The sequence below is a fragment of the Neolewinella maritima genome, from assembly GCF_923081025.1.
Classification (GTDB): domain Bacteria; phylum Bacteroidota; class Bacteroidia; order Chitinophagales; family Saprospiraceae; genus Neolewinella; species Neolewinella maritima.
This window is the reverse complement of the sequence record NZ_CAKLPZ010000001.1, coordinates 391,372-409,678: the sequence shown is the minus strand read 5'-3', so window position 1 is coordinate 409,678 and position 18,307 is coordinate 391,372. Positions and strand designations below refer to the sequence as shown.

The 18,307-nt window shown below is 60.0% G+C and carries 16 protein-coding genes; 2 read left to right on the top strand and 14 right to left on the bottom strand.

What is annotated here, in order from left to right; all coding sequences use genetic code 11:
- Positions 1-128: 128 nt before the first annotated feature.
- From porM to MJQ68_RS01665, 11 genes are all read right to left on the bottom strand, one after another.
- Positions 129-1,799: a type IX secretion system motor protein PorM/GldM gene (porM, locus tag MJQ68_RS01715; protein ID WP_238749247.1), complete on the bottom strand. Its 1,671-nt coding sequence runs from the start codon at positions 1,797-1,799 to the stop codon at positions 129-131.
- 71 nt (positions 1,800-1,870) lie between these two features.
- A complete protein-coding gene (locus MJQ68_RS01710; RefSeq protein WP_238749246.1) occupies positions 1,871-2,476 on the bottom strand; it encodes a GldL-related protein in 606 nt (201 codons plus the stop codon).
- Positions 2,477-2,580: 104 nt separating this feature from the next.
- Complete coding sequence (locus MJQ68_RS01705) at positions 2,581-3,081, bottom strand: peptide-methionine (S)-S-oxide reductase (RefSeq protein WP_238749245.1); 501 nt, start codon at positions 3,079-3,081, stop codon at positions 2,581-2,583.
- A gap of 36 nt (positions 3,082-3,117) precedes the next feature.
- On the bottom strand, positions 3,118-3,849 hold the full coding sequence (locus MJQ68_RS01700) for a hypothetical protein (protein ID WP_238749244.1): 732 nt from the start codon (positions 3,847-3,849) through the stop codon (positions 3,118-3,120).
- Positions 3,850-3,973: 124 nt separating this feature from the next.
- The gene (locus MJQ68_RS01695; protein WP_238749243.1) at positions 3,974-4,480 is read right to left on the bottom strand and encodes a pyridoxamine 5'-phosphate oxidase family protein; all 507 of its coding nucleotides are present in this window, start codon (positions 4,478-4,480) and stop codon (positions 3,974-3,976) included.
- Positions 4,481-4,622: 142 nt separating this feature from the next.
- Entirely contained in the window at positions 4,623-5,630 is a 1,008-nt protein-coding gene (locus tag MJQ68_RS01690) for a DUF3089 domain-containing protein (protein ID WP_238749242.1), read from the bottom strand.
- A gap of 143 nt (positions 5,631-5,773) precedes the next feature.
- Positions 5,774-6,997, bottom strand: a complete 1,224-nt coding sequence (gene kynU, locus MJQ68_RS01685; RefSeq protein ID WP_238749241.1) for a kynureninase — start codon at positions 6,995-6,997, stop codon at positions 5,774-5,776.
- A gap of 3 nt (positions 6,998-7,000) precedes the next feature.
- Positions 7,001-8,239: an NAD(P)/FAD-dependent oxidoreductase gene (locus MJQ68_RS01680; RefSeq protein ID WP_238749240.1), complete on the bottom strand. Its 1,239-nt coding sequence runs from the start codon at positions 8,237-8,239 to the stop codon at positions 7,001-7,003.
- A 10-nt stretch (positions 8,240-8,249) separates the two neighbouring features.
- On the bottom strand, positions 8,250-9,044 hold the full coding sequence (locus tag MJQ68_RS01675; protein ID WP_238749239.1) for a glycosyltransferase family 2 protein: 795 nt from the start codon (positions 9,042-9,044) through the stop codon (positions 8,250-8,252).
- A complete protein-coding gene (cysQ, locus tag MJQ68_RS01670; protein WP_238749238.1) occupies positions 9,044-9,835 on the bottom strand; it encodes a 3'(2'),5'-bisphosphate nucleotidase CysQ in 792 nt (263 codons plus the stop codon). Before cysQ ends, MJQ68_RS01675 begins: the two co-directional genes overlap by 1 nt.
- 42 nt (positions 9,836-9,877) lie before the next feature.
- On the bottom strand, positions 9,878-10,714 hold the full coding sequence (locus MJQ68_RS01665) for an alpha/beta hydrolase (RefSeq protein WP_238749237.1): 837 nt from the start codon (positions 10,712-10,714) through the stop codon (positions 9,878-9,880).
- Positions 10,715-10,774: 60 nt separating this feature from the next.
- On the opposite strand from MJQ68_RS01665, the gene MJQ68_RS01660 reads away from it, so the two are divergent.
- Positions 10,775-11,476, top strand: a complete 702-nt coding sequence (locus MJQ68_RS01660) for an alpha/beta hydrolase-fold protein (RefSeq protein ID WP_238749236.1) — start codon at positions 10,775-10,777, stop codon at positions 11,474-11,476.
- Between the two features lie 16 nt (positions 11,477-11,492).
- Here MJQ68_RS01660 and MJQ68_RS01655 read toward each other — a convergent pair whose 3' ends face one another.
- Positions 11,493-12,272 (bottom strand): SAM hydrolase/SAM-dependent halogenase family protein, encoded by a 780-nt coding sequence (locus MJQ68_RS01655; RefSeq protein WP_238749235.1) that lies wholly within the window; start codon positions 12,270-12,272, stop codon positions 11,493-11,495.
- A 169-nt stretch (positions 12,273-12,441) separates the two neighbouring features.
- On the opposite strand from MJQ68_RS01655, the gene MJQ68_RS01650 reads away from it, so the two are divergent.
- Positions 12,442-13,503: a TonB-dependent receptor gene (locus MJQ68_RS01650; RefSeq protein ID WP_238749234.1), complete on the top strand. Its 1,062-nt coding sequence runs from the start codon at positions 12,442-12,444 to the stop codon at positions 13,501-13,503.
- A gap of 66 nt (positions 13,504-13,569) precedes the next feature.
- Here the strand turns inward: MJQ68_RS01650 and MJQ68_RS01645 are convergent, their stop codons facing one another.
- Together MJQ68_RS01645 and MJQ68_RS01640 are read right to left on the bottom strand one after the other, a co-directional pair.
- Positions 13,570-15,192 carry a T9SS type A sorting domain-containing protein gene (locus tag MJQ68_RS01645; protein WP_238749233.1) on the bottom strand — a complete coding sequence of 541 codons (1,623 nt, stop codon included), beginning with the start codon at positions 15,190-15,192 and terminating at the stop codon, positions 13,570-13,572.
- A gap of 32 nt (positions 15,193-15,224) precedes the next feature.
- A complete protein-coding gene (locus tag MJQ68_RS01640; RefSeq protein WP_238749232.1) occupies positions 15,225-18,020 on the bottom strand; it encodes a TonB-dependent receptor domain-containing protein in 2,796 nt (931 codons plus the stop codon).
- Positions 18,021-18,307: the final 287 nt, after the last annotated feature.

Sequence of the window (18,307 nt, the reverse complement as noted above, 5' to 3'; positions counted from 1 at the left end):
TCATCTAAGGAACGGGGTAAGAACGCAGGGGCGGTGAAATGTGGTATACCGGGACAAAAAAACGGGCCTCCGGAAGCGTAAACTCCCGAAGGCCCGTGCAGGTTGGTCGGCCAGCGGCCAAGCACCACTTAGCGAATCATGAAAGCCATCGTACCGAGGTTACGCGGAGCGGCGTCACCGGGACATTTAGCCTTGATATTCTTGAAGGTGTAGTTGTCGCCCGGCTTAGCGCGGCCAATCAATTGAGCAGCCTGTCCACTGAACCCACCACCACTGTTGGTAGCTACGAGGGGGTCTTCCCGTGCGGGGATGTAGAGGATCTGGAATCCGGCGATATTACAGCGGGCATCAAAGTCGAAGTTCTTCAGCTCGGCAAATACACCCTTCTGGGCGCGGAAGGTCGAGTTGGCGATGTCACCGCCCTGCTGACCACCCATCGTGGGGACCGGATCGGGAATGGGCTTGACGCGGAAGGGGAAAGTACCCAGCGTCTGACCGTCAGCCGTGACCGTCACGTTCGTCGTACCGGCTCCGGTGGGGCGTACGCCCTTCACCATGTAGCTGTTGCCCGATCCACTACCGGAGATCGCATCGCCGAAGCTGACACGTACCGAACTGGAGGGAACACCGGCGGCGGCAACCGTAAGGGGGTTGTCTACGCCCATGTAGAAGACGTTCATCTTGTCGGCCGACACAGCGACCGAGCGGGTGCCGATCTCGTAGGTGAACTCACCGTTCTCCTCGACCACGTCTCCCGTCAGGGGGTTGGTGACCTTTACGTAGGTCTTGATGGTCTTGGGTCCGGGGCTGCCGGAGGCCGTCAGGCTGAAATCGGCCGTGCCATCGGGCTTGATCGCCAGCTTCTGTCCGTTGACGCGCAGGTCGATGTTCTCGGGCTGCAGGCTGCTGGAGTAGCTTCCTACGGAGACTACCGCGTTGAGCCGTTCTCCACCGATTACGTAGCTCTTATCCGCCTGGAAGACGGGGAAGAACTTGTCGAATACGATCTGCTTGCCACCGGCGAGCTGTACCATATCGTTGACCAGGTTGGCTTCGGATATCTTGAGGTCGGACTGAATCTGCGACATCAGGGGCAGCACCGCCGCCAGGGGCATGTGCCCGAACTTGAAGTCGGCCCAGCTGACCTTCTTATTGTTAGATGTACGCCATCCCTCGTCGTCGATGTTGAAGGGCATATTAGTGGCTGCACTCTGGATGCGGGCCTCTACTTCGGCCTCATCGAGGTCGAACCGATCGGTACCGTACTGTTGCAGTAGTTCGGTGTAGGTGTCGATGAGCTTCTGGCGGGTATCGATGATCCGCTGCTTGAGCGCTTCGCCTTCACCCTCGCCTTCTTTGACGTTACCCTGTTCGTTCTGCACCAGGATCCGGGTGGTGACGTCCTTGTTCTTCTTACCGATGGGGGCCATCACGCCGTGGCTTTCTTTGTAGTCACCTTCGATGGTTACTTCTCCATCGTTGTTGCCAGACTCGTCGATGAGCCGGTCGCGCAACTGATCGACGTAGGTATTGAAGTTCTCGGATTCCTGACGAATGGTAGCGATGGCGGGCTCCAGTACGCGGAACTTCTCCTTCGACTCGTCTTCGAGCAGGTCCTTGAGGCTGGCCTCGGTTTCGTCGATCTGTTCGTCGACGGTAGCGATGCTACTCTGATTGCCCCGATCGAGGGTCTGGAACGCGTCCATCACCTCCGCAGAGACGTTGAGGGCCAGCAGCGCCATCAATACCAAGTACATGATATTGATCATTAGCTGCCGGGGTTCCTTAGGAATTGACATAGTTTACTTTTTTCGCCCCTTTGCTGTAGGCAGCCTGGAGGGGGGGGGGGATTTAGATTGGGATTATACGTTTACGCGGTGGGTGCGCGCATGGCGCTGATCATGTTGCCGTACACGTTATTGAGCGTGCTCAGGTTACCGTTCAGCTGTTGCATGTTCTTCTTGTACACCTTCGTTTCGTCGGTGGTAGCAGCCAGGTCGGCCATGGCCTCGTTGAGCTTGGCGTAGAAGTTGCCCATTTGCTTGATCTGGGCGGAGGTACCGCTGAAGTCGGCTTCCTGCAGAGCCTTGAGGCTACTCATGCTCTTGGACATGGTCTGCAGCTCTAGCAGCATGCCGCCGAGTTGCTCCTCTACGACCTCGCCGTTCAGGGCGGCCGTGGTGGGGGCGGCGACGCCGCCGCTGGTCAGGGGTTGTACATCTCCATCGTACTGGGCCAGTCCGGGGTAGAGCTTATCCCAGTAGTAGTCGGGGTCGGGTCCCACCAGCGCGATGAGTACGAAAAGGAAGGCTTCCACCCCCAGGCCGATCGTAAGTAGGTCGAAGGTCACGCCACCGATGGTGGGCATCTCCCAGGACTGGATCTTGTAAAGGGCACCGAGCATTACGATGGCCGCGCCAATACCGATGATGAAGTTTTTGGCGTACTTGACACCGGGGGATTTTAGAAAAGACATAAGTGAAAACTGTTTAACGGGAGAATGTGGAGGTTGACAACCACGATTCGCGGCGCCAATAGACGGGTTTGATGAACGGGGTTTTAACCATTTGATCGAGGCCCTTATTGCTTATTACCAAAAAAAAGGCCCGGACGTTCGCGGCGTAGTCGATTCAGCTTGGGCGCAATGTAGCGACGGCAAAACGGGCGCTCCGGATCACTGCGGTAGTAATCCTGATGCTCCGGCAGCGAGGGCGTAAACTGTACGAAGGGAAGGACCCGCGTCTGTAGTTCACCCAGATGATCGACTGCCAGCTCGGCCAGCAGACTACGGCAGGGACCAGCATCCTGCTCCCCGAAGGTGTACACTGCCGAGCGGTACTTGTGCCGCAGGGCATGCGCCACGGTAGCCGCGTGGGTCTCCAGGTGGACGGCAAGCAGCTCACCCAGTGCGATCACCGCTGGATCGTAGTGCACCACCACCGCTTCGGAGGGTGTGGCGTGGGGCGGCACCGAAGCGATCCAGCCCTGCTCCACCCGCGCTACGCCGGCTAGCGACACGAATACACCCTCGGTGCACCAGTGGCATCCGCCGCCCAATCCGATCCGCTGTAGACTTGACACCCCAAAAGAACACTCCGGACCTCCGGTTCGGTCGACTCAGGCCACCCGCTGCTGGCTGTTCCAGATCAGGCGTTTGCCCTCTTGTCGGATGGCTGACTCGGAGCGGCCAAAAACCGAAGCCAGCTTCTCCCCATCGTTGGTGTAGCACATCGCTTCGATCAGTAAGGCCCGCTCCTCCTGTGTCCAGGGCTCGAAGGAGCGCGGCAGGTGGGTACGGGCCCGGACCATGTAATCGGGTAGTTTGGCGGTGACCTTGCGCAGCCCCAGTGCCTCCACCTCCCGGTACAGCTCAGTGGCCTTTGCTTCAGAAAGCTTGTCGAAGCCATCCGTGTCGAAAAAGTCTACCGTACGCCAGGGCTTATCCTGCCGGCTACGCGCTGGCTTGGGTCCCTCGATGAGCTCCCGGTGCAGACTCAGGAGTTCGGCGATCGCCCGCCGGGTGAGCACGCCCCGGTACTTACGGTAGCTGGCCAGGCCCCGTAGCCGTGGATCGACGATGCTACGGCTCCCGATAAACACCTTAGCCAACTGGCTGACGGTCGGGGCGTAGCCCAGTTCACGCAGACTGGCGCAGCTGGTGGTGATCTCGGCTTCAGAAATGGTGGTGGCCACTGCATCCTCGTCGCGGAGCGTACGGATCAGTTGATTGATGCCACTGCGGACAGCAGTATCATTCAGGCAGCTGGTAGCAGCTACGGCCTCCCCGGTCAGCGGATTGGTGGCGTTGTGGAGGGCGTCGAGTAAAGTAAGAAGTTCGGAAGTAGTCACTAGCGGTATATTCTAGGGATGAAGGATGTGGTTGATGTCCACAAAGCTCCTCCCCGCTCACACCGCTAGTGGTCAAGTATCCGCTTACTTGCGATTATATTCGTTTACAGACGACTACAGCTTACTAGGGCTTGATCGCGCCCTGTACGCCGTCGTCCATGGTCTTACCTACCACCACCGAGGCGGCCATCTTGGCAAAGGCCACCACCTTGCCGTGCTGTGTATCCCAGTAGTAGCCCTGCTTAGGCTGGAAGTGAATAAGGCTCAGGTTAGGGTCCGTGGGTCCTTCCTGGAACCAGACCTTGACCATAGGACTCCAGAGCTCCTCCGCTTTCTGCAGGTCGTACACTACGTGGGCTTCGCCATACAGACTCAGGTATTCGTTGTTCTCGTCACTCGACCAGATCAGCTGGGCTTCCGGATCGCGTTTCAGGTCGGCGTTGCGATCACTATCCTTTGCGCTAAAGAACCAGATGGAGCCATCGTTCTCTACCTGCTGATGCGCCATCGGAGTGGAGCTAAAGGGTCGTGCCCCCAGATCGGTACAGAACATGGTCGTACGCGTGTCGTCACAGATCTTCTTGATCTGCTCGATCGCCTCCCGGCTAAATAGATTTTCGGTCTTACCCATTGGTTTGTTTTCTCGCGAAACGTCGGCCAACCAACGCCTGTTCGCCAGCACGATCTCCACACCCCCTTATCACCCAAACCATCCGCACCCGCGCCCCCGCCCGCCTATCATACCTATCCCACCCGCCTACAGAACTACAACACTAAAACTCCCCAACCCGCCCCACCGCATTCTCCCGCACGTTCATCCAGAAGAAGTTGTAGTCCGCGACGTGGTAGTTCTGCGAGCGGAAGAAGATGTTGCCAAAAAACTTCGGCTTGTTGGTGTAGAGGAACGCACCGCGGATCTCGGCCCACACGAGTTCCGGTTTTATGCCCCCGTCGTAATTGTACAGTACGCCGCCCCGGTTGAGCGCGATCGGGGCCCGGTCGGTGGAGGTGGTCCAGCTGAGGGGATTGACCACGGCAATGGCCGGATCGTCCCGCTGTGCACTCGGCACGTAGTCTTCGCGGTAGGTGCGCCAACTGACGAAGCAGCCGGTCTGCGTAGGCTCGGTACAGACCGGGATATCGGCAAACTCGTCTTTGCGTACCGGCATGCCCACCAGGTAAGCGGCCACGAGTTGCGGGTGCAGGGCGGTGCCCACGAAGCGGTCCTGCAACAGTCGGATCGTATGCAGCGTACCCTGGCTGTGGGCCGCCAGGATGATGGGACGCCCCTCATTGAAGTGCGTCAGGTAATGATCGAAGGCGGCCAGCACGTCCGTATAGGCGGTGTCGAGTGCGCGCTGCTTGACGGCGGCCCCCTCGTCGTAGAATACGCTCAGGTTAGCCTGCCGGTAGCGCGGGGCATAGACCTTACCAGCTGCATTGAACACGCTGGCCTGGTTAAGGATGGTGCTTTCGTCGACCGCTTCGTTGAGCTCGGCATCGGCTAGGGAAGCATTCCAGTAGGCATTGCCCTCGCGGGTGTCGCGGTAGATCGTGGGGTGGACGAAGAAGACGTCGGCCTTAGCCGTAGCCTGACCGTCCGGGATGGTATCGCTGGGCGTACGGTCGGCGGCATCGTCGGTAGTAGGTAGCGCAGCCCAGTGCTGCTGCTCGGCGTAATCGGGGGGTGGGGGGACCGGAAAAGAGTCTACCGAAGGCAGATCGGGCACGGACGCACACCCCGCGCAGAGGCAGAGCGTGAGGGAGAAGATACGGAGCAAATTTACTGGCTTATGCGGAGGTCGCCGGAGAGGTAAACCCCGATCAGGGCAAGTACCGCCAGGATAAAAATAGTCATGCGTGCTAGGTGCTGGTCGCTGGTATAACTGCAATATAAGCCCTGAGGTTTTCGCATATGGGTCGGCTACAGGACGCGCTCCAATAAGGTAGCTACTGCAGCCACCTCATCGGCCGTATTGTAGAGCGGAGCGGGAGCCAGCCGGAGCACGCCGCCGCCGCTGCCATCCAGATTGTCCTGCCGGTAGTCGCACACCAGCCCCGCGCGGCTCAGTTGCCGCTCCAGATCGGGTCGCTCACCAGGAATGTACACCGACAGCTGTGCGCCCCGCTGCGCGGGATCGGCGCTCGTCAGGATACGCACGTCCGGCAACTGACTGACCTGCTCGTACAGCGCTGAAGTCAGCACGATACTCTGCGCACGCAGCACTTCCACCCCACCTGCCCGCTCGAATAATGGCAGGCCCGCCAGCAGGGGGCCCAGGCCCAGCACCGGTACGGTCGATACCTGCCAGCCCGCCGCCCCGTGTTCCGGACGAAAGTCCGGCTTCATCGCAAACCGGTCGCTCTCCCGGTGCCCCCACCAGCCGGCAAAGCGGGGTAGCTGCTCGTCTTCGGCGTGGCGGGCGTGGACGAATAGCCCGCCCGGCGCGCCGGGGCCTCCGTTGAGGTATTTGTAGTTGCACCAGACGGCAAAGTCACAGCCCCAGTTGTGCAGCTGCAGCGGCACGTTACCCACCGCATGCGCCAGGTCGAAGCCCACCCGTGCGCCCACCGCCCGGCCCGCCGCGGCGATCTCACCCAGTGCGAAGTACTGCCCAGTGTAGTACTGTACGCCGGTCCACAGCACCAGGGCCAGCGTGTCGCCGGCTTCCTCGATGGCAGCTACGATGTCTGCGGTAGCGATCGTTGACTCCCCTTCCCGCGGACTCACCTCGATCAGGTGCTCGTCCGGGTCCAATCCGTGAAAGTGTAGCTGCGCCCGTACCGCGTGCTGATCGCTCGGGAAGGCTCCGCTTTCCATGATCACCTTGCACCTGCGCCCCGCCGGCCGGAAGAACGACACCATGAGGAGGTGCAGGTTGACCGTCAGGGCATTGGTGGCCACTACCTCATCGGGCTGTGCACCTACGATCGCGGCCAGTCCGTCCTGCAGCCGCCGGTGGTAGCCGAGCCAGCCGCCGTCGGGGCCCTCCCACCAGCCCTCTACGCCGCGCTGCTGCCAGCTCTGCAGGTCTTCGGTCAGTTGCTGTTGGGCCGCTTTGGGTTGCAGGCCGAGGCTGTTGCCACATAGATAAATCAGGGGCTCGCCGTCGGCATTGCGGGGCAGGTGGAAGTGGTCGCGCAGCATGGGCTAGGTACGTAGTGCGCCCTCCGCCGCCAGCCGTCCGCTGCGCATGGCGGCGTCCAGGGAGCCGTTGAGTTGTTGGTCGCCGGCCAGGAATACGCGGTCGATGAGCCGGCTCTGCGTAGCCTGGTAGCTGTAGGACACGGCGTCCAGCTCCGGCAGGGCGTGCTCGATATCGTAGCGCTTCAGCAGGCGCAGCGCGTCGTTGGGCAGCCGGCTGTGGCGCAGCAGATCCTGCTCCACCTGGGCGATGCTGTCAGTATCGGGGCAGGCCTTCAGACTCACGCTGATCAGCGAGCCGCCTTGTCCCTGTTGCTTATAGGTGGGCGCTACCTCGTCGAGCACGCAGAAGGTATTGATGGTGCTGGTGGGGTCGGCCACCAGGTTGATCAGGCGGTTCTCCTTCAGGCGGCGTGTGCTGTAGTAGTACAGGTTGGTGGTGCTACGCCACGCGCGGACCGTGCCGGCCAGCTGGGGAAACAGCGCATCGGGTGCACAGGCCACGATGACCGCCCGGGCCTCCAGGGTACTACCGTCATCCAGGGTCACCGTGTCGTCCGTCAGGGCGCGTACGCGGGTGCCGAGACGGATCTCGGTGCGGGCTAGTTTTCCGGCCAGTTGCTTAGGGATCGCCTCGATGCCCTCCGCGGGCAGCACAGCATCCCCCTGGGCAAACATCTTGAGGATGAAGCGGAACATGGCCGCCGGGGTCAGTAATTTCTGCTCCACGAAAATGCCCCCGAAGAAGGGCCGGAAGAAGCGCTCCACGATCTGCTCGCTGAAGCCGTACTCCCAGAGGTAGTCGATGGTAGACTGCTCATCGAATCCCGTAAAGCACTCCTCGGGCGTGAGCCGCATCACCTTGAAGCCGAGCTGCGCCAGGCGGATCTTATCCTGCAGCGTACCTACCGGAGAGAGCGCCGAGCGGAACAACTGCGCCGGCTCCCGCAGCGGATCGGCGAAGCGAAAGTGCTGCTGCCGCGTGTGCACGTGGGCACCCGGACGAAACTTCTCCACACCCAGCGCCCGCAGGTCGAGGTAGCGTTTGACCTCCGGATACTGGGTGAGTAGGACCTGGAAGCCGCGGTCGAGCCGGAAGCCGTCCACCTCGTCGGTACGCAGCCGTCCGCCCACGGCGTCGGCCGCTTCGAGCAGCACGGGGGCGTGGCCGGCAGCTTCGAGGGTCTGAGCGGCGATCAGGCCGGCGACGCCTCCTCCAATAACAATAAATTTAGGTGGCTCCAAAGTGGGGGGCTTAGTCGTGCAAAGATGCTACTTTTCGCCGATCGGCCAGCAGGTAGGCGTAGCGCAGGAATACCCCGTACGAAATGATGACGCTCAGCAGCAGCCCCTCGCGCCCGTCGCGGAAGCCCCCCTGGATCAGGTAGTGCTTGACGAAGCGGAACACGGGCTTGCCCAGCAGGTGGTAAGCCGTGATGCGGGGCGTGCGCTCCGCCTGGTCCTGGGCCTTCCACCGGGCGTAGCGCCGCGTCTTGTCGAGGAAGTGGTCGAGGTTCTTATACGTATAGTGTAGCAGCCGGCCGTTCAGATGTCCGACACGCAGTCCCGCCAGCTCGATCTCCTCGTGTACCTGTTTGCTGTCGTAGCGCGCCCGGTCGCGGTGAAAGAAGCGCACCACCCGGTCCCCGGCCCAGCCGCTGTGGTAGATGCGCCGGCCCATGAAGTGGTTGTCGCGACCGATCCAGTAGGCATCGAGTAGCTCGGGGGCCGCCAGTAGAGTATCTACCTCGGCGCGCAGGGCGGGGGTGACGATCTCGTCGGCGTCCAGCAGTAGGATATAGTCGTGCCGTGCCCGGGCGATGGCCCAGTTCTTCTGGTCGGAAGGGCCGGTGTAGGCGCGCTGTAGTAGGGTCACGCCCGGCGTGTCGGCGAGGAGTTCGGCCGTGCCGTCGGTGCTGAAGCTATCCACTACGACGAGATCGTCGCTCCAGTCTGCCACGCTGGCCAGCGAGCGCGCGATGATGTCCCGCTCGTTGTAGGTGGTGTAGATGATGGATAGCGGACGGCGACGACCGCGGGCGGTAGGCATCAGCAGCTCAGTTGCCCCTCACGTACGGCGCCGTAGGCGATGAAGTGTGGGTTGCGCAGTACTTCTTTATTATACACCAGCTCCTTGCCGGTACCGTCGTCGACCAGGCGGCCCCCGGCTTCACTGAGGATGGCATGGGCCGCAGCGGTATCCCACTCCATGGTGGGGGCCAGGCGGGGATAGAGGTGGGCACTTCCGCGGGCCAGTTCGATGATCTTCAGGGAGCTGCCGCGACTGACGATCTCCGGCTCGGTAAGCTTATCCATGAAGTCCTGGGTAGCCTCGTTGAGGTGGCTGCGGCTGGCGACTACCCGTAGGTTCGTATCCTGCAGGGTGAAGGCGGCGGCCTTGATCTGTCCGTGCCCTTCCTGGTGTGCACCTTCTCCCTGGGCGGCGTAGTAGAGCTCGTCGGTCACCGGCACGTAGACCGCGCCGAGTACCGGCCGGCCATTCTCGATCAGGGCTACGTTGACGGTAAACTCGCCGTTGCGCTTGATGAACTCCTTGGTGCCGTCGAGGGGGTCCACCAGCCAGAAGCGGGTGTACTGCTGCCGCTCGGCGTAGGGAATGTCCTTCCCCTCTTCGGATACGATGGGGGCCTGCAGACTCAGGTTTTTTAGGCCGGCTACGATAACGTCGTTGCCGGCTTTGTCGGCCTTGGTCAGCGGGCTATCGTCGGCCTTCTGTTCTACGCCGAAGTCGTCGGTACCGTAGATCTCCAGGATCGCGGCACCGGCCTCGCGGGTGATCTGGCCTACTTGTTTGGCCAGGTCTAGGTAGTCTGTCTTCATGGGTGCGAAGGTACAGCCTCCCGGGCGCTACCGCCAGCTCCCCTACCCCACGGCCCACACCAGGAACTCGCCGACAACTTTGCCCCATGTTTCCGGCTCGTGCTTTCCGCCCTCTACTTCGCGGTACACCATATCCTTGCCGGGCTTGAGACCTTTCTGCTGTAGCAGTGCCATAAGCTGGAGCGTATCGTCGATGGAGTCGATCACGCCGTTGTTATTGCGGTCGGCCTCTTCATCCGCCGTGCCGGCCATGAACCAGAAGCGGTTGGTGATGCCCCGCCGTGCCCGGCTGACGTAGTCGTGTACGATGCGGTTAGCATCCGGCCGCTTGGGATCAAAGGGTTTGCTGCGGTACCAGAGGGATCCACTGAATATGCCCGCAGTGCGGAAGTACCGCGGGTGCCGCCAGGCCAGGTCGAAGGCGCTTAGTCCACCCAGGCTGAAGCCGGCAATGGCCCGCCGCTCCGGCCCGTGGTAGATGTTGTTGCGCAGCTCCAGCCAGGGCACCAACTCCTCTATGATGAACTGCTCGTAGGCTGCCGCCAGTTCGCCGTGGCCCTGGTCGCTGCGGCGGCCGGCCGTGCCATACTCCCGCAGGCGGTCGTTGGCGTGTACTCCTACGACGAGGGTGGGCGGCAGTTGCTTTTCTTTAAGTAGTTGGGTGAGCGTTTTGCGGAAGTCCATCCGGTCCAGGTCCTGCCCGTCATTAAATACCACCAGCGAAAGCAGGCGCCAGGGGGGCACGGCCGGCCGGTACACATCGACGCGGACCTGCCGGTTGAGGTGGGTGCTGGTCAGGGTATACGTGCGCCGCAGCAGGCGTTTGCGCCGCGAAAGCAGGCTGCCGGCCAGTTGCTTGAGGTAGGTGAGGGGTTCCACGTTACGAAGGTAGGCGTATTCGCCGGCTTCACTACCTTGCCCGCCACTTCCCGCCCCACTATGCAAGAGTCTTATTCTGAGTTCTACAGCCACCACCTCGGTCACTCCGTCAAGGTGCTCACCTTCGGCACCCGCGGCTACCCGCTCGTCATCTTCCCTACTACACTAGGCAGCTACTTTGAGGCCAAGGACCGTGGCATGATCGAGTCGGTACGCTACTTCATCGATCGCGGCTTCGTGCAGGTCTTCTGCCCCGACAGCATCAACGACGCCAGCTGGTACGCCAGCATCCACCCCAAGCACCGGCTGGAGCGGCACATCCAGTACGATAAGTTCCTGTACGAAGAATTCGTCCCCCAGATCCGCTACAACACACCTGCGGGCCGCATCGCCTGCGCGGGCATCAGCTTCGGCGGGTTCAGCGCTACCAACTTCGCCTTCCGCCACCCCGAAGCGGTCAGCCACCTGTTCTGCATGAGCGGCGCCTTCGACATCAAGTCCTTCCTCCACGGCTACTACGACGACAACGCCTACTTCAACAACCCGGCCGACTTCATCACCGGTGCCGACGACCCCTGGCTCTGGAACATGAAGATCATCCTCGGCACCAGCAACTGGGACATCTGCCTGGACAACAACCTCAAGTTCTCCGAAAAACTCCGCCAGCGCAACATCCACCACTGGCTCGACGTGCGTGGCGATATGGAGCACGACTGGCCGCTGTGGCTGGAGATGTTTCCGCATTATGTCAGCCTTATTTAGGGAAGGGGTTAAGGGGTCAGTAAAACTCCACCTGCACCATATCCTCCACCTGGATGCCCAGGAGCGGGGCGGCGCGGCCCAGGTTTACGGCGAGCTCCAGCTGTCCGTCGGCGTCGAAGCGGCAGAGGGGCTCTCCTTCGGGAACGTCGTGGTAGTTGAAGCTCAGGCCGTCCAGGGGGGGCATGCGCTTGATCTGCAGCTGGAAGCCCCGTCCCTCCCCCACCCGCTCGAAGAGCTCGCGGCTGATGTTGGTGGTGACGTTGTCGAAGCGGTCGATGAAGACGACGGTGCCCCGGATGTAGTTGGGGCCGATCACGGGTTGAAAGGCCAGTCGCTCGGTGTAGCGGGTGGCCGGCAGACCAATCTCGTGAAACGGCTTGCGCCGCGTCAGGTGGCCCACCGCGCCGGCGTAAATGGCGTACAGGGGGGCATCGGCCGCGTAGTCGTCGAGTACAAAGGTCTGCTCGGGGACCAGGCCGAACAGCAGGGAGAAGATACCATTGTCGGGGCCGATGAAGTAGTGCCCTTCGTGATAGGTAGCCAGGAACCGGCCGCGGGGCTGGTAGTAGTCGTTGACGCTAAGCAGGTGGATGGTGCCCTTCGGAAAATGCTGCCACACCTTATTGAATACGAAAGCGGCCCGTACGATGTCGTAGGTCGGTATACTGTGGCTAATGTCTACGATCTGCAGGCCGGGCTGGGTGGTGAGTAGCTGCGCCTTTAGGCGGGGGAGGTGAAAGTCCTCATGGCCAAAATCGGTGGTCAGGGTAAGCAGCGGAGGGGCGGGGGTGGCCAAGGCGGAAAGGTGGTTTAGCGGGACAAAGAAAGGGGTTCGCGCGGCATTGGGTAGATCAGGGCGCTAGAACCACTGCAACAGCGGGTGAACATTGTGCGCCCACCCGGTAGTTGTATTCGGTGCGTTTGCGCTGCTGCAGACCGCTCATACCCCCCGCCGCCTCAGCCCCATGCTTCAACCCCTCCGTCTCAGCTTCAGGCTCCTGCTGCTCCCGCTATTCCTCGCACTTGCCCCGATGGCTATCGCGGCGCAACTGACGCTTGAACAGGGCAACCTGGAGGCGCTGACGGATGATCTGCCGGTATACTCCCGCCCGGGGGTGCGCTACCGGAGCCAGAGCCGGGGTGTAAGCATCCGCTACGAGACGCAGCCGAAGTTCGACTGGACGGGCCAGGACGGTATCACCGGAGGTACCCAGACCGTGACTCACCTGGAGCAGTTCACCTTCAAGTTCAAGGTACCGCTGCTGAATAAGCCGCGTACGAAGGTGCTGCTGGGCTACGAATGGGATACGGAAAAGTACTTCTTCGACGACCCCTACGTAGGCTTCGAGGACAAGCAAACCCTGTTTCAACTACTGGACGAGCGGCGGCTGAAGGCCAATAAGCTTTCCGCCTATGTGACCCACAGCTGGGACGATCGCTTCTACTCCTCGGGCCGCTTCCGGATATCCTATAACGGCGACTACCAGGGTTTGATCAACTTCGACGGTATCTACCGTACCTACAGTGCCGCGGCGGTGTACGGCAAGAAGGTCGACGAGGATACCGAGTGGGCCGTGGGCATCACCTACAGCAACAACAAGGCCCGGCAGATCGCCCTACCCTTCTTCGTGTACAACCGCACCTTCAACGCGCGCTGGGGACTGCAGACCGCCCTGCCCGGACAGGCCTACCTGCGGCGCAATGTAGGCAGGCGCATGGTCAATACCTTCCTGCTGGGCGCCACCTTCGATAGCAAGTACTACGCCATCAATACCGGGAGCCGGGGCGGCTTCGAGGAGCTGGGGCAGTTCTTCCTGCGCAACAACGGCATCCGTAGTATGCTACAGTACGAGCACAGCGTATCCAGGTGGGTGTGGGTATTCGGACAGGCAGGCTACTACATCCCAGTGACCACCCGCTTCAATCCGGCCGAGACGATCGATCTAGACATCGAAACCACGGTACAGGGGCGGCCCTTCTTTCGGGTAGGGCTGTTCCTGGCACCGCCGAAGGAGCTGATTAAGTAGGACAAACTAAAACGACCCCGCCAGCTGGGCTGACGGGGTCGTTGATTGTAGACTTAAGTCACTGACTTACCGCAGAAATACCTTCCGTGCGGTAGTACCCTCATCGAAGCGAAGCTGGATGATGTAGCTGCCGTTGGCCAGGTTGCCTCGGTCCAGTACGTAGCTCGACTGATCGATGCCCTTCACCTGGGCTACGCGGCTGCCACGCAGGTCGTACACGTCGATCTGACGGATGCGCTCGCTGTTGGCGACACGGATGGTGAAACCGGTGGTGCCGGGGTTGGGGAAGATCTCCAGGCCTACGGAGGCGTTGGTGAGGAGGTCTTCGGTGGACACGGTGATGTCCGCAAGCTCAAGCTGGTACCACGCACGGGGAATGAAGTGGGCCATCATGGTGTCGATGAACAGCTTGGCCTCAGCGGGATTGTTCCGGTTGGGGTTAGTGATGTCTTCACCCTCGACGACTGCATCAGCATTTATATTGGCTCCGGGCACATTCGCGTTGATACCGGTAATCTGAGCCCGTAGGGTAGTCTCGTCAAACCAATTGTAAATCCCTGCAGTTGGCGAAGCGCCGCGGTTCCGCAGAATGGGGTACATATTATCCCGGGAAAGGGGGAAAGAATCATCCGTATTTCCGGGAATGGGCGAAGTACGCGTGATGTTCTTGTAAGCGGCGTTGCGCTGGTTCACAGCGGTAGATAGCGCACTGAACGGTGCTGGCAACTGCAGCGCATTGGCGGGTGCCATGGCATCATTTAGTCCACTTCCGTTGGCGATAGCGATGATGGTGTTCGAGCCTAGAACGTCGATGACGGGAAGCGATCCGTTGGGTACGGGTACCTGAACCAGACCGGCATTGAATGGAGCAAACGGGTCGGTGAAGCTATGGTATGCGATCACACCAGGCTCGTTTTCCGTTGTGTCGATCCAGGCCGTGTCGCCGAGTGCCCCCGCCATATTCACGGTTAGGGCTACATCGGACATGTAGCCTGGGTGGTTGACTACATTCTGGGCCGTAGTTGTCGTACCCTGAGGGTTAGAGTTGACCTCCTCAGATACCAGCTGTACTCCGTCTTCATCGTAGAAATCAGGGTTTGTCAGGATTTCATCGATGTCGTCGAGGAATGCATGGGCGAGTGCCAAGTACCCACCGGAGCCGTTGCCCCAGTAGACCAGGCGGCTAGTGTCGATGTTGTAGGGGTTGTTGTCTTCAGCGACCGTTTTACGTAGGAAGCGTCCGGCAGCATGAGCATCCTGACCGGCCCGATAGACAGCGCGCAGGAGCGTACCGGTTCGGGTATCCTGATCGGCCGTAGGGCTCCATCCTACCCGGTATTCCGCAACAGCTGCGACATATCCACGCTGCACTAAGCGCTTGGCGATCTCGACGTTGACCGAATCCTTGCGGCTTCCGTAGGGACTACCGTTGAAGTACTGGGGAAGAAAGCTACCGGTGGGCCAGATGACCACCATTGGGCGCTCGGTAGTGGTCGTGTCACCTACGGGCTGGTAGATGTCCATCATAAGATCGCGGTTGGCCATCCGCAAAATGTCAAAGTTATTGGCGTACACCACTTCGGTAGCAGCACTTACCGCGAAGGAAGAGTCTACGTAGCGCGTCTGAGCGTTGACGGGTTGTAATGCCGCTCCTAAGAGGGCAAAAGCAAATAGGTAAAGAATTCGCATAAGTAATAGATTTAAAGAGTAGTTAGAAGGGTTTAGCGTTTCTGCCAGTTGTAGGTGGCTGAGATATAGGCCAGTCTACCGATACGCGGGCCACCGTATACTTGGTACACCTGATTGTCTAGTAGATTGGATGCCCCCAGTTTGATGGTCGTGTTCAGTTTGTCTAGGGTAAAGTTAACCTGTGCATCCAACATTCCATAGCTATCTACAAAGCCGGTAAACTGGGGCGAACCTTCGAAGATGAAGCCCTGCACCCACTTGTAGGTGACGTTGAAGCCGAAGCCATCCAGGTAGTTTTCTAGTACGGGAATGTCCCGGCCCGCTAGACCGATATTGTACTTATTCTCCGGCGTGTTGAAGGCCGGAATAATGGGATCTTCCGTAGCGGTGTTGAGCTTGTTCCAACTGTAATTACCATTGAGCGAGAAGTAGTTCCCAAAGTAATAGTTGCTCCCGATGCTGAAGCCCTGGGTAGTCACTCTATCCTGTGCGTTGGCCGACACCCGGTAGGCCTGCCCCCCGGTGATGAGGTTGTTGGCAAAGTCGAGATCCACGCCGATCTGGTACCCGATGAAGTCCGTGTAGAAGCTGTAGTAGTACGTAGCATCCAGGTACAACTTCTCGAATAGCGTAGTGCGGAAACCCGTCTCTAGCGTGCGTACTTTTTCGGGCCGGATCGGATCTACATCAAAGTACTCCAGCCGACTTGCATCCTGGGTGTTAGCAAATTCCCGCACGCTTTCCACCGTTACCAGTCCTTCTATTCCGTCAAGGTTGCCGAGAAGGATAGCTCGCCCTACGTTATAGAACAGGTACTGATCGTTCAGGGTAGGATTGCGAATGGCCGAGCTAAAGGAGGCCCGAAGGGTGGTGCGTTCGGTCGGCGTATAGACGAAACTGGCCGCGGGGCTGAAGAGCAGATCGAAGTTCTGATTCTTATCCGCACGTAAGCTTGCACTAAATTTATAGCGATTGTTGAGGTGGAAGGTGCCTCCGCCATATGCACCGACCTCCCAGGTGTCAATGTTGCGTCCCATCGTATCGAGCAGTAGGGTACCCTGACTGTTGGGGGTGTAGAATCTACCGTTGGCTCCTACGGTAGCCTCCAGTCGGCTATCTGCGTTGGGAGTCCAGATGCTGGCAAACTTCCGTTCCCCATGCAGGTGGTACAGGGCCGAACGATCGAAAAAGCGGGTGCCACCCTCACTGGCTAGTGTTGAGGTTATGCTATCGAAGGCTTGCTCAAAGCGTTGTGTACCTACCTCGTAAGCAGCCGAGTTACCTGCTCCGCGACCTGCCTGCCGGGCTACCTCGCGGGCGTCCATATGGTATCCATCCAGTAAGTCCTGTATGTCGGGCTGGGCCAGGAAGGTTTGGCGTTGCTGATCCTGTTCCGAAAGGCTACAATTCTGGGGGAAGCAAGCGGGCCACCCCTCCAGTTGACTGATCTTTCGTACTACCGTACCCTGCCAGTAGCTGGCGTAGTCACTAGCCCAGGCTACATCGTCTTTGCTTAGGTCCTGGAGCCGGATAGCGGTGAAATAAGGATCGTAACTATTTCCAGCATCCTCATGCGTCATGTAGGCCCGGAGGAAGAACTTATCGCGGTTGCGCAATTCCAGCCGGTGCTGGTAAAATTGAATGTCCCGCAGACTAAAGCGGTTGTCCCCCTGAAATACGGTAGTTCCGGTACTGTAGTTACTGCTTACCAACAGCTCGGTACTTTCCAGGGTCTTCTCGGGGTTCAGCCGAAAATGAAAGGCTACGCCCGCCTTCAGGTTCTTACTGTCGTAATCGACTAGGTCGAGTTCGCGGTAGCCCTGCCGGGTGATCTCCCCCAGGCCCGGACGCGACCGGATACCACTGTAATCGAAGGTTGAGCTCTGCTCATCCCCATAGATGTTGACCGCATCGTAGCCCCCTGGGTTGTCCCGTCCCAGCGTAGTATCGAACACCGGGTCGTAGTTGTCGGCAACCCAATCGTCTGCCCGGAATCCGAATAGGTTCAGCTTATACGCCATCCAGTCCTGTCCCTCCTTATTCTGCAGTGCATCGGCCCAGCGTACGCCGCCCTCGACCAGGTTGCGCTCGGCTACCTTGATCTGCGCGGACAGTCCCTGCTGCAAAAACGGATCCTTCGTCTCGATCGCGATCACCCCGTTGAAGGCGTTCGGACCGTAGAAGGCGGACGACGCGCCCACGACTAAATTTACCCGGTTGACGTCCAGTTCGGAGGCCCCCAGAAAGTTGCCGAGCGAGAAATTGAGTCCCGGGCTCTGGTTGTCGATACCGTCGATGATCTGTAGCGAGCGCACCGGATTGGTACTGTTGAAGCCCCGCGTATTGACGATCTTGAAGCCCAGGCTGGCGGCCGTGAGGTCTACGTCTTTGAGGCTTCCCAGTCCGTCGTAGAAGTTGGCGGCGGCGGTTTCCTTGATGGCAATGGCGTCGAGCGTCTCTACCGTCAGGGCGGCCTGCTGCTGCTTTTCACCGATGCGGCGGCCGCGCACTTCGACCACGTCGGTGGTCACCGCGTTATCGCCGAGGCGGATGTCCAAGTCCTGTTCCAGGTCCACGACTTCCACTTCCGTGGGGGCAAAGCCGATGTAGGAGAACTGCAGGATGGTGGGCAGTCCCGACACGGTGAGCGTCCAGCTTCCGTCCACGTCCGTCACGGTACCCGTCGTGGTGCCCTTGACCAGCACGCTGGCACCGATGAGGGGATCGCCGGTCGCACCGTCGAGAATGGACCCGTTGAGGATCGTCTGGGCCGACAGGGCGCCACTAAATGCCAGCACAAGGGCGGCCAGTAAGGGGAGTATCTTCATTGATTTGCCGGCGCTTCGTCCTAGTACATGATCGCATCCGAAAACTGCGCACTACGTTTCCGAAGGGCCAATTTAGTGAAATTTCGCTGGTAAACTATGGGCGGGGCCGCAGGTGCGATGTGCTGAACGGGATTGCTCGCTTCGCTCGTGGTGCACCATGGAGGGATACACCGAGGTGTGGCCGTGTTGTCTGTCTTGTCTGCATCCTAAGCACCCGCGGCCCCGCCCACCTATACACGCCTAGCATGCCTATCCTGTCTGACTACCCCCACAGAACTATAGAACTA